This window comes from Shewanella metallivivens, assembly GCF_028750675.1.
GTDB classification, from domain to species: Bacteria; Pseudomonadota; Gammaproteobacteria; order Enterobacterales; family Shewanellaceae; genus Shewanella; species Shewanella metallivivens.
The window spans coordinates 208,288-222,550 of sequence record NZ_JAQQPZ010000002.1 but is presented as its reverse complement, the minus strand read 5'-3'; the positions used below and the strand labels follow the sequence as shown (position 1 = coordinate 222,550).

The window sequence follows — 14,263 nt, the reverse complement described above, 5'->3', positions numbered from 1 at the left end:
CCATGCTGGGCGTACACAAAAGTATCTTGAGCGACATTTTTTGCGTCGCTTGAAAAAGACCAAGCAACACAAAAAAAAAATGCGCCAAATACAAGCGTTATGCAATAGTACAATGTTTACAACTAATTTATGGGAATTAAATGGAAACAATAACAATTACAAGTATTTTTAGCGCAATAATCGGTGCACTTTCGGGAAGTGTTGGTGCTGCATTATTAGGTGCCGCAATAGGTGCCGGAATTTCTGCAACACTCATTGTTCTCCATGAAACAAATCGAGAGAGGAAAAATAGGGCTCTTGATTTAATTCAAGAATATACATCGCCAGGCTATATTCAAATTCGGAACGATGCGGGGCTGGCGTTAAGAAAAGCATTTAATGATATTGAGAGTCCTTCTTGGGATAATCTTTACCACAATTTATCAACAGAAGAGTGGCAAAAAATTTCAAAAATTGAACATTTCTATAAAAAGTTAAATTTCATGGTTAGCATAAAGGAAGCTGATTCTAAATATATAGCCAAATACTTTGAAGTTGAGTTTTGGCATTGGCAAAACAGTTATTTTGGAAAAATTAACATCGCGTCAGATAAGCCTGAGATGAGGCTCGAGTTTCTAGCTGAAGTTATGAAGCAACCGAACAGTGAAACTAAGACTTCTGAGTCGAGTCAAAAAGCATAATCGGGTAGCCGGAGGTATCTAGCCTCCAGCCCCCACACCACCCTGCATGCGGCTCCGCACACGACTGAATGGCCAATTATGCTCCAGGCATCAATATGGCTTTCCCGCCGTCCATGGCGGTCAGATTCAAGAGGTAGAGCAACGCAGGAGCATGTTGCCGAGCGCGGTTCATTTACTCTCTTTAAAGAAATGACTTAACTCACTTTCTGGTTAGCTATTTATTACAATAATGAACTGCGATCCATCTCTTGGTGAATATAATCCTGCTTTCTTATCTATTTATTCGAGCTTGTTTATTCGAGCTTGTTTATTCGAGCTTGGCATTACTCAATATTATTTCTGTGTCCCTAATCATCACTGAAAACAAAAGTCGAACTACGCCAGAGCCTTAACTTGTGATACCCAAAACACTTTGTGGAGTATCACAAGCGCTACGACGTTAGTGCCCTCAGGCCATAAAGAACAAAACACCTGGATCCCGGCTCAAAACCATTGCCGGGACGACGAGAAAGTAGCTAACAAGCTTCTATACAAAAATGAGTTAGATGTCTCAGCTTGAAGTGCCCAAATTCAACTCCGAACTTGAGGCCGTTGAAGACTCTTTACAAAAGAATACGTGAGCTGGCCATAGACGGCGAGCTAGCTTTAGAAGGGAATGGACGCCCCATCTGAAGCGTTAGCATTTTCATTCTTTACCATAAAGAGGTGGCCGAAGCAGACTTCAAATGCGGTTAAAAGCTGGATCTGACCACGTCGCGAAATTATCTCAGCTGTTTTTTAGTCAATAATGATAATTTTGAGGTGACGGCTGGGCCAATTCTTTTATAAAAAGTAAAGAGGGAATAGCCGTTGGTTTCCTCTTGGTCTGGTGTGGGCGAAGCACCACGACGTTAGTGGCCGCAGGCCATGAATACAAAAGTACAATGCAAAAACCTGGATCCCGGCTCAAAAACATTGCCGGGACGACGAGAAAGTCGCTAACAACCCATGTTAACGTCAGGCGACAACCTATGCTGATCACACTGTTTACTGATGATGAATTACGCTCATGTAGCAGGTGAAATAAACCCGTTTTTGTTCATGTCATAAACCACGTATAAATAACTCAACGCTTAGCAAACAAGCTTATTTAGAGTTGATATTAAGCTGTTAATTAAGCCGTCAGTTTGAAAAAGGCACTGCAATCTTCAGCGAGATGAGCAGTGTCTTAAAGCGCTAGGCAACGGCTCGAGTGGGTATAAGACAATGGGGAACTTAAACATCATGAATACACAATTTACCTTTACAATTAATCGCATTTGTCTTGATGAAAATTATCATCCCTCAGACACAACGCGCATCACCACTAACTTTGCTAATTTAGCCCGTGGAAATTGTCGTCAAGCCAACTTACGCAACGCGTTAACAATGATAAACAATAGTTTTAATGCCTTAGCGCATTGGGATAACCCCAAAGGCGATCGTTATACTGTCGAAATTGAGATCATTTCGGTCAATATGGATATCGAAGGCAGTGGACAACCCTTCCCGTCGATTGAAATCTTGAAAACCACGATTGTTGACAACAAAACCAACAAACGCATTGACGGTATTGTGGGCAATAATTTTTCATCTTATTTACGCGATTACGACTTTAGCGTTTTACTGCCAGAACATAACAAAAATCAAGCTCAATTTAGTATTCCAGCTAACTTTGGCGAACTGCATGGCAAGCTGTTTAAGTATTTTGTGAATTCAGATGCTTACAAACAGCACTTTGCTAAGCCACCGGTTATCTGCCTCAGTGTGTCCGATAACAAAACCTATCACCGCACAGAAAATCAACATCCCGTATTAGGGGTTGAATACTGCCCTAATGAGTCGTCGTTAACGGAGCAATATTTTCAAAAAATGGGCCTACACGTTCGTTACTTTATGCCGCCAAATACCGTAGCGCCACTAGCGTTTTATTTTGTTGGTGATTTACTCAATGATTACAGCCACCTAGAGTTAATAAGCACCATTAGCACCATGGGGACCTTTCAAAAAATCTACCGCCCTGAGATTTATAATGCCAATGCCGTTGCCGGTAAATGCTATCAACCGAACTTAAACAACCTTGACCACTCACTCACTCAGATTGTTTACGATCGCGCTGAACGTAGTCAACTTGCTAGTGAACAAGGCAAATTTGCAGCTGAGCACTTTATTAAACCCTATCAAGCAGTGCTTGAGCAATGGTCTGCGAATTATGCGTAATCGCTACGCTAAACCTTAACCCAATTTATGGCATTAAAATTATGAAAACATCACTTAAAAACACGCTATTACCAACCTCAACGGCAGGCAGTTTACCTAAACCTTTATGGCTTGCAGAGCCTGAAACACTTTGGTCCCCCTGGAAACTGCAAGGTGAAGAGTTAGTCACCGGTAAACAAGATGCACTGCGTTTGTCATTACACGACCAACAGCAAGCTGGTATTAATATCGTCAGTGATGGTGAGCAAACGCGGCAACACTTTGTTACCACCTTTATTGAGCACCTCAACGGCGTTGATTTTCAACAACGTAAAACCGTTAAAATTCGTGACCGTTATGATGCCAGCGTCCCCACGGTTGTTGGGCCTGTGAGTCGGCAAAAGTCAGTTTTTGTTGAAGACGCCAAATTTTTACGTCAACAAACCACACAACCCATTAAATGGGCGCTACCTGGCCCCATGACCATGATTGATACGCTATTTGATGACCATTATAAAAGCCGTGAAAAGCTCGCCTGGGAATTTGCCAAAATACTCAATCAAGAAGCCAAAGAATTAGAAGCTGCAGGAGTCGATATTATCCAATTTGATGAACCGGCGTTTAACGTATTTTTTGATGAAGTGAATGACTGGGGTATCGCATGTTTAGAGCGCGCCATAGAAGGCCTGACATGCGAAACAGCAGTACATATATGTTATGGCTATGGCATTAAAGCTAACACCGACTGGAAAAAAACCTTAGGCTCCGAGTGGCGTCAATACGAACAAGCGTTTCCAAAACTGCAACAATCGAATATTGATATCATCTCACTCGAATGTCACAACTCTCATGTGCCACTGGAGCTACTTGAACTCATTCGCGGCAAAAAAGTCATGGTAGGCGCAATTGACGTAGCAAGCAACACCATAGAAACACCACAAGAAGTGGCAGACACCTTACGCAAAGCATTGCAGTTTGTTGATGCTGATAAGCTCTACCCTTGTACCAACTGCGGCATGGCGCCGTTATCTCACCAAGTAGCAAGAGGTAAACTCAACGCCTTAACTGCCGGTGCAGATATTGTCAGAAAAGAGCTTTTGGCTAAAACACGTTAGCTATACGGTTAACATTTTAGTTAGCCTGTCATCAGATAAGGGAACGCTTATCTGATTAAAAGTCATAGCATTGGCAGGGATCAACGCGTTAATGATTACAGGCAATATCTCCCTTGACCTTTTACAACCATCAACACTATCGATTATCTGCTGTGGGCTTTTTTAATAACTTGCGCTGCAAAGTGCGGCGATGCATGCCGAGTTGGCGGGCGGTTTCTGATACGTTGCCATTATTATTGGCGAGCACTTGCTGAATGTGCTCCCATTCTAGGCGTTTGGGATTGAGGGGCTGTTCAGTGATGGCTTCAAATTCATTGGGTTCTGCACTAAAAGTCGTGCTGGATGAATGCAGTGCATTGAGCAAGGTTTGGGTGTCGACAGGTTTAGCAAGGTAGTTATCGGCACCTAAACGAATGGCTTCTACCGCAGTGGCAATACTGGCAAAACCAGTCAGCACGACCATATACACATGGGGCAATTGTTGTCTTAACGGTTTAATTAACGACAAACCATTACTTTGTGCCAGCTTCATGTCGAGTACAATGTGCGTTGGCATAAATTGTCTGGCCATGAGCAGACTGTCGCTGGCATTGTCACAGGTTTTACAGTCAAAACCGTGACGCGCTAACCGCCGAGATAAAATCGCGGCTAACGCAATATCATCTTCAATTATGAGTAATTTATTCATCGACTTCTCAATTTACCTCTAACGATAATCGTTAAACCCCGATGTGATCCACCTTGGCATCTAATGGTAAAATCACAATAGCTTCAGTCCCGCCTTGCGGATGTGCTTTAAGGTATAACTTACCGCCTAAACGCTCAAAACTGGTGTGGCTTAATAATACCGCAATCCCCATGCCTTTAGGACTGTTGACCATATTACGGCCTAATGTAGGTAATATATGTGTCGCAATACCCACGCCATAGTCACGAATAATCATACTGATCTCTTGAGGCATGATCTGAGTAGATGGCGAACGAGATGGCGATTGCGACACGCTGATATTAATATCGACTTTGGCTCCCTGCTGATTATCTTCGCTAGCCTGGGCACCATTTTGAATAAGCGCCAATAACGCCGGCAGTAAACTCATGTCAGTATGCAAAATGGCGGTTTCTGCTTCAGGGGAAATATGCAGGCTTAATTGTGTTTTGGGCATTAATAAACTGACCTGCTCTGACAACAGCGCCACCAGCTGCTCAACCGATTGTTGCACTAGTTTTTGCTCTCGAATTGACTCAGTCGCTAAGCGTAAGTCACTTAAGGTCACTTCACAGCGGTTGAGTGCTTGTTGCATCTCAGCCAGTAATTCAGTTTGCTCTGCAACATGGGCTGTGTCTGATATTTCATCCACTAATAAGCGTAACGTTGCCAAAGGCGTGGCGAGTTGGTGCGCCATTTGCGCAGATGCGGTACCTAATGCAAGGATTTTTTCTTGCCTTAATTGCGCTTCACGTAAATAGCGTAACTCAATATTTTTTTGCCTAATTCGCTTAGCAATAAAACCGACAGTAATGGTTAACACTAACGCTGAAATAACAAAATTAAACCACATACCTAAATAATGCGACCCCATGTCCATGCTGTGACTCATATTGGGGCTGGCAGGCATGTCCATTGCCATTTGGCTCATATCATGGCCTGCATGCATATCTGCCATAGCGGCAGCAGGCTTAGCTGTATCATCAACGCCATGTTCTGGAATAGTCATAATCATTAGACTATAAATCGCCGTCGACAGCGCAGTGAGCGACCAAGGCGCCCACCGAGGTAAGGTAATGGCTGAAATCGCTATCGGCAACAACAGTAATGATACAAAGGCATTGGTTGCACCACCGGTGAAATATAACCAAGTGGCCCAAAATAAAGTATCCAGTAGTAAGGTTAAAAACAATAAACCATGATTGTCGATACTCAGGCGATGAAATCGATAACTAAAGCCCACATAGCAAGCTTCGAAGATAAGCACATAATTTAATGTTGTCGGGGGGGTGGTTAAACCAAATAAATCAGCTGCAAACACAATAAGGCCTATTTTTAGGCCCCAGTTAACCAATCGTAATAGTGCTAATTGTTGTTGATTAGCACTAAAAGGCACATTCAGATTCGCCATATTTAACATCCTAACTTAACCACGCAACCTAATTATCTCACAGCAAACAATAATCAACCTAACGTCACGGATTAATGACGTAAATCTTACCCGCAAAAACAGATCTATATTGTTCATACCTCTCAAGACTACCGTGAAATGGGTTTGTGAGTGACTTTTTTATCCGTATGTTGTTAACGACGCTTCAAATTTAACGGCTTTAGTGTTACTAATGTAATTTTACTGCATAGCTATTCACCCAAGTACTTTAATTCATTTCTATTTAAGTCTATTTATTAAGCTATTAGCGATAAAAATGCTTACTGACTGCTTGAGTTTTTGGCTGTCGACCTACCGATAAGCAGTGTAATACGGTAAATAAAAGCCTCAAAAAATAATATAAAACTAGGGATTTGTTCAATGATTAATGAAATTGTGTCGTTCGCCAACAATGTGTTATGGGGCGAATACCAAGTACTGATCTACATATTAGTATTTGCCGGTGTGTGGTTTTCATTGAGGTTACGTTTTATTCAACTGCGCCACTTTGCTTACATGTTTAAAGTGATGAAAGGCAGTACCCAGGGCGATAAATCAGGGATCAGTTCTTATCAAGCTTTGTGCACTGGGTTATCAGCAAGGGTGGGTACCGGTAACTTAGCAGGCGTCGCCATGGCGATATCCCTTGGTGGCAGCGGCGCCGTATTTTGGATGTGGGTAATAGCACTGCTTGGTATGGCAACGGGGTTTGCCGAAAGTATTTTAGGCCAGCTGTATAAAGTACGCGATGACCATAAAGAATACCGCGGCGGCCCGGCCTATTACATTCGTGCAGGGCTAAATAAACCCTGGCTGGCCGTATTGTTCGCCCTGTGTTTATTTTTAGGTTACGGCATTAGTTTTAGTGCCATGCAAGCTAACACCATCACCGACGCCCTCAATCATACCTTTGAAATATCAAGCGTATACTCAGGTGCTGTCATTACAGTGATTGCCGGCATTATTGTAATGGGCGGCCTGCGCAGTATCGCCCGCTTTGCAGAATTAATTGTGCCGTTTATGGGCCTCGCCTTTATTTTGGCAGCCGTGGCGGTGACCTTAATCAATATTCAGCAAGTGCCTGCAGTATTAATGGATATCTTTAACTCGGCCTTTGGCTTAACCGAAGCTGGCGCTGGTGCATTAGGTGCGGCGATAAAAAATGGTATTCAACGTGGGTTATATTCTAACGAAGCCGGCGCCGGTAGTGTTCCCCATGCCGCAGCGGGAGCAACGCCTGTGCCTAACCATCCGGTTGCGCAAGGTTACGTGCAAATGCTTGGGGTGTTTATCGACACCATGGTGTTATGTAGCTGTACCGCCATTGTGATTTTACTGGCGCAAGGTAATATCGGCAGCGAAATGGAAGGCATTCGTATTACTCAAAATGCCATGACTCATCACATGGGCATGAGTGGCGATATGTTTGTGGCCATAATTATCACCCTATTCTCTTTTACCTCTGTGGTGGCCAATTACGCCTATGCCGAGAGTAACTTACACCTGTTTAAACTGGATAATATTTATGGCCGTACGGGTTACACCTTATTGTATTTAGGCATGGTGTATTGGGGCGCAAACGCCAGTTTAAAAGAAGTGTGGAACATGGCCGACATGGCGCTAGGCTTAATGACGGTGGTGAATATCAGCGCATTGATGCTGTTAACGCCAACCATTGTTAACTTAACCCGCGACTATCAAATCAAACTTCACGCCACCAACAAACCTGAATTCAAACTGGCCGATGTAAAAATTCAAGGTAAAACCGAAGACGGTGTATGGTCCTAAGTCCATAAAGCTGAATGACCACCTCGTTCTTTTAACCACTTTAACCAAGTGAGTGAATATAAAAACAACCCGTACTGGTCATGCCATTACGGGTTGTTTGTGATTAAACACACCAAGTTGTGTTGATTAACAATGCTCGTATAACCCCTTTTCCCACGGTATTGAGATCTTTTTCTGCACAGCAAAACTGATAATCTTACGTCGCAGTCATCTCGTTAGAAAAACCCAACGCTCTACCCCATTGTATTGCAAGCGGTGCAAATAAATTAATCTAGTTTGATGCGTAACACATGGAATGGTTTTGCAGCACCTTCTTCGCCTTCGTTAAGTGCAGGATTTAAATGCAATGAATTTTGGGTCACATACAAGTATCCACCTTGAATAGAAAAACCATCTGCCCAAGACAATAATTTGTCATCTTGTGCAAACACTTTGTAGCCGTCTTGACCAATAACACCAATGGCATTACGTTCAACATCACCCACATAAATGTTGTTGTTTTTATCGATGATCATGCCATCACTGGGACGTTTTTCGCTATAAAACTCAATATTGTTGGCAAGTTCTTTATCCGTTAATTTGTCATTGGCTAACGCCGCTGCGGCAATACGATAAACAGCGCTACCGTTAACGGTACCAAAATAAACCCACTGTTGTTCAGCATCGATTGTGATTGGGTTTATACCAAGGTAAAGCGCATCAACACTGCCATCTTCACGTTTTGTTGCTAATAACGAATCATCAATAATCACATCATGCTTTGGTGATAATAACGCTTTATTAGACTGTAATACGCGGCGTGATTTACCGGTGGCTAAATCAACCACAACAAAAGCAGGCGCTGGCTCTCCGTATAAATTACCTAAACTGGTATCGGCAATATAAATTTGTTGGCGTTGAGTGTCGATGACGAAGTCTTGTAAAAATGAGTTGTCGACCATGGCACCTTTACTTATCTCGATACGCTTAAAAAGTTTATTGTTAACAGTGTCCCAAGCAACAATTTGCGCCGCAGCATCCGTACTGCCCATATCAAGGATCCACACAACGCCGTCTGATGTACTATCAATACCAATCACAGATGATAAACCCACCTCACCTTTGGTTGGCCCATTGGCCCAATCGACAGTTGGAAATGGGACTACTGAGCCGTCTTTTAATAATTCAACGACACGAAACTCTGGAGCATCAAGCGGTTGCATTGAAAGAAATGTACGTCCCTGTTCGGTTACCGTTACATTACCAGGACGTGTTCCATCAAACCTTGCTACGACTTCGAGTTCAGCAGCTTGTGTTGTGCTACATATAAGCGCTGTCACCACAGCAAATAATGTTGTCATCTTTTTCATAATAAACCTCGAGATAAACCTGAATGTAAGTAAAAAGTCGTTTGCGATTGTCAGAACGACTTAGTGTTGATGGGGGCATATTAACGGCCAATCACATAGAGATAAACGCGCCAATAAACGAATTATTATCAAATATTATTTGATAATCGTGTGAGAAAATGCAGTTTAAAAAACATACATTGGTTTGGCAGGTCTAACATCACTCAGCAAAATCTATATGCGGCTCATTGAGGTAATGGATTTGAATTTGCTTCATAACTGTAAATGGTCAGAAGTGATGCAAAGGTGTGTAAAATACTCAGAACGGCAGAGGCTTAACGCTCGTGAGTTATAGCGTGATATCTCAAGGCGTTATTACAGACGTTATGCAGTGTGCATGGTGGAACATTATTGAATATACTCATTCGTGATTAAAAATTAATGCAATAAACTGGCCTTACCTCCTTGCGATATCGTAAAATAAGGGTAACTAAAGAGGGGCACATGGCTAATATTTCAAAATTTGATCGCGAAGACGTACTAGAAAAAGCAAAAAATCTATTTTGGCAAAAAGGTTTTTTGGCCACCTCTACGCGAGAGATTCAAACTACCATGGACATGCGACCAGGTAGTATTTATGCCGCATTCGGTAGCAAAGCAGATTTGTTTCATCAAACGTTAATTCATTATGCTCAAACGTCAGCACATGTACTAAATGAGCATTTAGCCCAGCATGATCATGCTTGGGATGGATTAAAACAATATCTTCGCGGCTTAATTGTGCCTTGCAGTGCACAAGTACCTAGTGAGTTATGCATGGTGATGCGAACACTTGCCGAGCTTGATGAATCGCATCAGCAAACCCTTGATATTGCCAAGGATTTACTCACCCAAGTTGAAAACCGTTTTGCTGATATTGTTGAACAAGCACAACAGCAAGGTGATTTGTCTGCAGAGTTTGATAAACAAAAGGTTGCTAAAAAACTCCAGGTTCACATTATTGGCTTACGTTCGTACTTAAAAGCCACAGGCGATACCGACACGGTTAGCCAACAACTTGAAGAGTTTTTTACTCAATTAGAAGCACAATAAATAGAAGCTCAATAAAAAAGCGCCTGAGGCGCTTTTTTTTCGGCTAAATCCTAAGCTAATTTAAGCTAATGCATCTACAAAGCTCACGGTAAATTGACCAATGTCTTTATATTCAATACTGATTTCAGTCGCCATTGGCACGTTAACCACCCCACAATATGAGCCGGTAATAATCGCCTGCCCTGCACTGAGTTTAATGCCCTTTTGTGCTAAGTAGTTAATCATCCAGTAAACGGGTAATTGGGGTAATTCACACGGATGTTTACCGTTAAATGCCTGTGTATCGTTATTTGCAGTTACCACAATATCAACCTGACTTGCTTGATAAGCAACCGACTTAGGAATTTGAGGGCCAATATACACCCCCTGGTTACTTAAACCGTCAGCCAATTTTTGCAAATAGCTTGGTTGACTGTCGCGGCTAAAACGATGTTGAATTAACTCTAAGGCCATGTGAGTCGCGCTAATTGCACTGTCAATCTCTTGATGACTATAGTGTCGATAAGGCTCAATATCCTCGCCTAAGATAAAGGCAATTTCTGGCTCTATTAATGCTAAAGCCTGCTCACTTTTGAACGTTGGGATAATGCTACACTGTTGACCCCGCTTAGCGGCTTGTAAAATAGGCGCCACAATAAGTTGATCGTTTGCTTGCGGCACAAGGCACTTCCAGCCAGAAATATGACCATTTAACTCAGCCATTTTTTGTTGAACGGTGATAGCCTGGTCAATATTTTGTGCAGTAAAAGCGTCAAAATGGGCGTTAGGATTAGCGTGATTTCGTTGTGCAAATAAGTGATTAGCAAGTTCAGTAAGGTGTGTGTTGTCGGTCACGGCTGCATCATCATAAAATAAAAATCATACATTAACGGGTTTGATTGGCTTTTTCTAGCGCCAAATAAAAACCGTTGGCGGTAAGCCAACGGTTCTAAAATCATTTTAATATTATTAATCTGAATTGAGGTTAAGTTACTTGCGGGTAGCGCGTAACATCCATGCGGTTTTTTCGTGTATGCGCATACGGTCAGACACTAACGCTGACGTTGACTCATCATCAGCCTCTTGGGCTAACTTAAGCACTTCACGCGAGGTTTTTACCACTTGCTCATGGCCTTTTGTGAGTAAATCAACCATATCCGCTGAAGACGGTACACCTTCAACTTCTTTAATTGAGCTTAAACGAGCAAATTCTTTGTATGTGCCTGGTGCGGCAACATCAAGGGTACGAATACGCTCTGCAATATCATCCACTGCGGTCGCAAGCTCAGTGTAATGCTCTTCAAACATCAGGTGTAATTCGCGAAAATGAATCCCTGTGACATTCCAGTGGAAGTTATGAGTTTGCAGATAAAGTGTGTATGAATCGGCCAACAAACTTTTTAAGCCTTCTGCGATTTTAAGGCGGTCATCCTTTTTGATACCAATATCGATGTCAGTCATGTTAACTCCTTATATTAATGAATTAATCAACAAGACAATACAACGCATATACCCAGCGAAATCGTGATCTCTGTCGCCTTTGGCGCAATATTGTCTAAATCTGCATATTTATACTTTATTGAGGTGATAATAGATCATTTTAAAATCAAAAAAACTATTAGATTTACATTTTTTAATCTATTTTTTTGAGGTCGTGCGGATTATTGTGTTTGTCGATAATAACTCGACTTGTTTGAGTTCATCGGCAGTTAATGCGCCATAATCTCTGGGATAAGGCCAGCCATAGCCCCACCTAAATTGAGTAGGCAAGTACGGTGTACCGCCAACCCTCACCCCAGCTAACATCAACAAGGCAATTTGTGGCTGGCCGACTTTAGCAACACATACTCGCAACGCTTTATCTGAAGCCAGTCGCTCATCAAACGTACCGCCTTTCCAGTAATCAAAATCGTGTTTTTGACAGCAACCAAGCCATAATTCCCCCTGTTCAAAGGTGCCATCAGGAAAAGCACTGCAACCGTCGCTGGTAAAAGGCGCTAATGTATCCGCTCGCACAAAGTGGATCGGGAGCAGTATGGTGAACACAGTAAGTAACAATACACTTAACCGATAATGCATTTCGCTTGGCATCCTGCTGGGTAAAAAAACGCAGTAATGATGCCATAGTGAAGTCGACATTGCATCGACTCCCTCGTAAAGGCTTTTAGCTAATGCCTAACGTTTTACCAAACCAGCGCTGGTAAGGTTGATAATTATCGTAGGCCCAATTGAATACGCCGGTATAAACAAAGAAAAACAATAACACGCCACCTTCCAGCATCAAGGTATCGATAAGGTTTAAACTTAAATACCAGGATACTAATGGCAGGGTTACCACTAACAAGCCGCCTTCAAAACCCGTGGCATGAACGATACGCATTGATAATGTACGATTAATTCGGTCGCTACCCAACAGCTTGTCGAACCAAATGTTGTAGACGTAGTTCCACATCACCGCAAGAAGTGACAAACCAATACTGACCACCAACATATCTGTAGTGCTTTTATCCATTAATACTGCACTCACAGGGACAATGATGGCTGCCGCCAATATCTCAAAAGACACAGCGTGGAATATTCTCTCTTTTGTTTGCATACTGAACTCAATTATTGGTGACGTTTGAGTTATTCTCATCCAATATAAGGATACTTAATAGTTAGATACTATCTGGAAAAGCGATATGTATAGCATTGATCAGCTAGAAGCATTTGTAGCAACGGCTAAAACAGGCTCGTTTTCGGCGGCGGCTAGAACACTTAACAAAGCCCAATCCGTAGTAAGTCAGCATGTCATCAACCTTGAAATAGATTGCAATGCGATATTGTTTGACCGAAGTGGGCGTTATCCGCAATTAACACAGGCAGGCAAAAAGCTTTTATCTCACGCTCAAGTGTTATTAGCGCAGCATCAACGCTTACGTTCTTGCGTTCAACATCTCGATAAACCGTTTATTTCAGAGCTCACTATCGGCCTAGATGAAGGCATACCTTTTCAAAAACTCTCGAGTATTGTCAATCAGTTGGAAATCGATTTTCCCAATACCGCTCTGGAATTTTTTACCGCATCGAGCATCGATATTATCGACTTGATTGACACAGAGAGAGCCGTCACCGGGATAATTTTTAGCGAACTGTCTATTCCATCGCACATTGATTATGAATCCATTGGTTCTATTAAGTTTGATATCTATGTTGCGAGCGCTCACCCATTAGCCCAACAAGAAACGAATAACTTAGCCAGCCTAAAGCTGCACAGGCAGTTGCTGATGCGATCGCGTAATAACAAATCGAGTAACTTTCAACTCGCCTTGAGCCCCGACATTTGGTACGCAGACAATTATTATGTGCTACTTGAACTAACACTACAGGGCAATGGTTGGTGTTTACTGCCCAATCATATCGCCAATGAATATGTAAAAGGTGGCCAATTGGTGTTACTCCCCAGCGAATTTCACGATATGGGTTGGCAAGCCAGTGTCGATGTAATCCAACATCATCGTTACAGCCTAGAACCGATGTTTAAGCAATTTAGACATGCATTAAGGCAACTACTCACGCCTTAGGGCTGACATCACAATGATGATCACCTCAACATCACCTCGTTAAAAACAACAAAGGCCGCAAATGCGGCTTTTGTATGTAAATAAGCGATTTGATTAAAAGCCAAATTTACCGTTGTTGTTTTTCCAATCTTGTTGAGCAGGAATAGTTTCAATCGTATCCCAATGCTCAACAATTTTGCCTTCTTGTACACGGAACAAGTCATAAAATGCGACATGTTGCTGCATGAATGTGCCTTCGCTAATCGACAACACAAAGTTACCTTCGCCCAGTATTTTATGGTTAGTTTTTACCACCATTGGCATGTCCATTTTAGGCAAGAAGATTTAGGCGCTGACCATATTATTAACCATCGCCATAAGCTCAGT

14 protein-coding genes are annotated in these 14,263 nt (G+C 42.3%); 6 read left to right on the top strand and 8 right to left on the bottom strand.

Annotated elements, in window-relative coordinates; genetic code table 11:
- Positions 1–140 precede the first annotated feature (140 nt).
- The 3 genes from PQR79_RS03885 (at position 141) to PQR79_RS03875 (ending at position 4,012) form a co-directional block, all read left to right on the top strand.
- Positions 141–680 carry a hypothetical protein gene (locus tag PQR79_RS03885; protein WP_238104019.1) on the top strand — a complete coding sequence of 180 codons (540 nt, stop codon included), beginning with the start codon at positions 141–143 and terminating at the stop codon, positions 678–680.
- A 1,263-nt stretch (positions 681–1,943) separates the two neighbouring features.
- Positions 1,944–2,918, top strand: coding sequence for a DUF1852 domain-containing protein (locus PQR79_RS03880; protein WP_238104020.1), 975 nt, complete (start codon positions 1,944–1,946; stop codon positions 2,916–2,918).
- Positions 2,919–2,959: 41 nt separating this feature from the next.
- A complete protein-coding gene (locus PQR79_RS03875; RefSeq protein ID WP_238104021.1) occupies positions 2,960–4,012 on the top strand; it encodes a methionine synthase in 1,053 nt (350 codons plus the stop codon).
- Positions 4,013–4,148: 136 nt separating this feature from the next.
- On the opposite strand, the gene PQR79_RS03870 is transcribed toward PQR79_RS03875, so the two are convergent.
- Positions 4,149–4,700 (bottom strand): response regulator transcription factor, encoded by a 552-nt coding sequence (locus PQR79_RS03870; RefSeq protein WP_238104022.1) that lies wholly within the window; start codon positions 4,698–4,700, stop codon positions 4,149–4,151.
- A 31-nt stretch (positions 4,701–4,731) separates the two neighbouring features.
- Positions 4,732–6,129 (bottom strand): sensor histidine kinase, encoded by a 1,398-nt coding sequence (locus PQR79_RS03865; RefSeq protein ID WP_238104023.1) that lies wholly within the window; start codon positions 6,127–6,129, stop codon positions 4,732–4,734.
- A gap of 399 nt (positions 6,130–6,528) precedes the next feature.
- Between PQR79_RS03865 and PQR79_RS03860 the strand changes: the two genes are divergently transcribed.
- Positions 6,529–7,935, top strand: coding sequence for an alanine/glycine:cation symporter family protein (locus tag PQR79_RS03860; RefSeq protein WP_238104024.1), 1,407 nt, complete (start codon positions 6,529–6,531; stop codon positions 7,933–7,935).
- Between the two features lie 266 nt (positions 7,936–8,201).
- On the opposite strand, the gene PQR79_RS03855 is transcribed toward PQR79_RS03860, so the two are convergent.
- A complete protein-coding gene (locus PQR79_RS03855; protein ID WP_238104025.1) occupies positions 8,202–9,284 on the bottom strand; it encodes an L-dopachrome tautomerase-related protein in 1,083 nt (360 codons plus the stop codon).
- A gap of 483 nt (positions 9,285–9,767) precedes the next feature.
- Between PQR79_RS03855 and PQR79_RS03850 the strand changes: the two genes are divergently transcribed.
- Complete coding sequence (locus PQR79_RS03850) at positions 9,768–10,355, top strand: TetR/AcrR family transcriptional regulator (RefSeq protein ID WP_238104026.1); 588 nt, start codon at positions 9,768–9,770, stop codon at positions 10,353–10,355.
- Positions 10,356–10,415: 60 nt separating this feature from the next.
- On the opposite strand, the gene PQR79_RS03845 is transcribed toward PQR79_RS03850, so the two are convergent.
- The 4 genes from PQR79_RS03845 to PQR79_RS03830 all read right to left on the bottom strand — a co-directional run bounded on the left by PQR79_RS03845 (position 10,416) and on the right by PQR79_RS03830 (position 12,930).
- Complete coding sequence (locus tag PQR79_RS03845) at positions 10,416–11,189, bottom strand: fumarylacetoacetate hydrolase family protein (protein ID WP_238104027.1); 774 nt, start codon at positions 11,187–11,189, stop codon at positions 10,416–10,418.
- Between the two features lie 135 nt (positions 11,190–11,324).
- The gene (locus PQR79_RS03840) at positions 11,325–11,795 is read right to left on the bottom strand and encodes a Dps family protein (protein ID WP_238104028.1); all 471 of its coding nucleotides are present in this window, start codon (positions 11,793–11,795) and stop codon (positions 11,325–11,327) included.
- A gap of 177 nt (positions 11,796–11,972) precedes the next feature.
- Complete coding sequence (locus tag PQR79_RS03835) at positions 11,973–12,473, bottom strand: phospholipase A2 family protein (protein WP_274408384.1); 501 nt, start codon at positions 12,471–12,473, stop codon at positions 11,973–11,975.
- 25 nt (positions 12,474–12,498) lie between these two features.
- A complete protein-coding gene (locus PQR79_RS03830) occupies positions 12,499–12,930 on the bottom strand; it encodes a PACE efflux transporter (protein WP_238104030.1) in 432 nt (143 codons plus the stop codon).
- Positions 12,931–13,015: 85 nt separating this feature from the next.
- Here PQR79_RS03830 and PQR79_RS03825 point away from each other — a divergent pair, with 85 nt between their 5' ends.
- Positions 13,016–13,897, top strand: coding sequence for a LysR family transcriptional regulator (locus tag PQR79_RS03825; RefSeq protein WP_238104031.1), 882 nt, complete (start codon positions 13,016–13,018; stop codon positions 13,895–13,897).
- 93 nt (positions 13,898–13,990) lie between these two features.
- Here PQR79_RS03825 and PQR79_RS03820 read toward each other — a convergent pair whose 3' ends face one another.
- Positions 13,991–14,194, bottom strand: a complete 204-nt coding sequence (locus tag PQR79_RS03820) for a nuclear transport factor 2 family protein (RefSeq protein ID WP_438270804.1) — start codon at positions 14,192–14,194, stop codon at positions 13,991–13,993.
- Positions 14,195–14,263 lie beyond the last annotated feature (69 nt).

Bases quoted from the DNA above. Each gene is read 5' to 3' on its own strand.
- PQR79_RS03855 (WP_238104025.1), bottom strand. From the start codon at position 9,284: ATGAAAAAGATGACAACATTATTTGCTGTGGTGACAGCGCTTATATGT.
- PQR79_RS03820 (WP_438270804.1), bottom strand. From the start codon at position 14,194: ATGGTGGTAAAAACTAACCATAAAATACTGGGCGAAGGTAACTTTGTG.
- PQR79_RS03870 (WP_238104022.1), bottom strand. From the start codon at position 4,700: ATGAATAAATTACTCATAATTGAAGATGATATTGCGTTAGCCGCGATT.
- PQR79_RS03825 (WP_238104031.1), top strand. From the start codon at position 13,016: ATGTATAGCATTGATCAGCTAGAAGCATTTGTAGCAACGGCTAAAACA.
- PQR79_RS03830 (WP_238104030.1), bottom strand. From the start codon at position 12,930: ATGCAAACAAAAGAGAGAATATTCCACGCTGTGTCTTTTGAGATATTG.
- PQR79_RS03865 (WP_238104023.1), bottom strand. From the start codon at position 6,129: ATGGCGAATCTGAATGTGCCTTTTAGTGCTAATCAACAACAATTAGCA.
- PQR79_RS03835 (WP_274408384.1), bottom strand. From the start codon at position 12,473: ATGTCGACTTCACTATGGCATCATTACTGCGTTTTTTTACCCAGCAGG.
- PQR79_RS03850 (WP_238104026.1), top strand. From the start codon at position 9,768: ATGGCTAATATTTCAAAATTTGATCGCGAAGACGTACTAGAAAAAGCA.
- PQR79_RS03880 (WP_238104020.1), top strand. From the start codon at position 1,944: ATGAATACACAATTTACCTTTACAATTAATCGCATTTGTCTTGATGAA.
- PQR79_RS03885 (WP_238104019.1), top strand. From the start codon at position 141: ATGGAAACAATAACAATTACAAGTATTTTTAGCGCAATAATCGGTGCA.
- PQR79_RS03860 (WP_238104024.1), top strand. From the start codon at position 6,529: ATGATTAATGAAATTGTGTCGTTCGCCAACAATGTGTTATGGGGCGAA.
- PQR79_RS03840 (WP_238104028.1), bottom strand. From the start codon at position 11,795: ATGACTGACATCGATATTGGTATCAAAAAGGATGACCGCCTTAAAATC.
- PQR79_RS03875 (WP_238104021.1), top strand. From the start codon at position 2,960: ATGAAAACATCACTTAAAAACACGCTATTACCAACCTCAACGGCAGGC.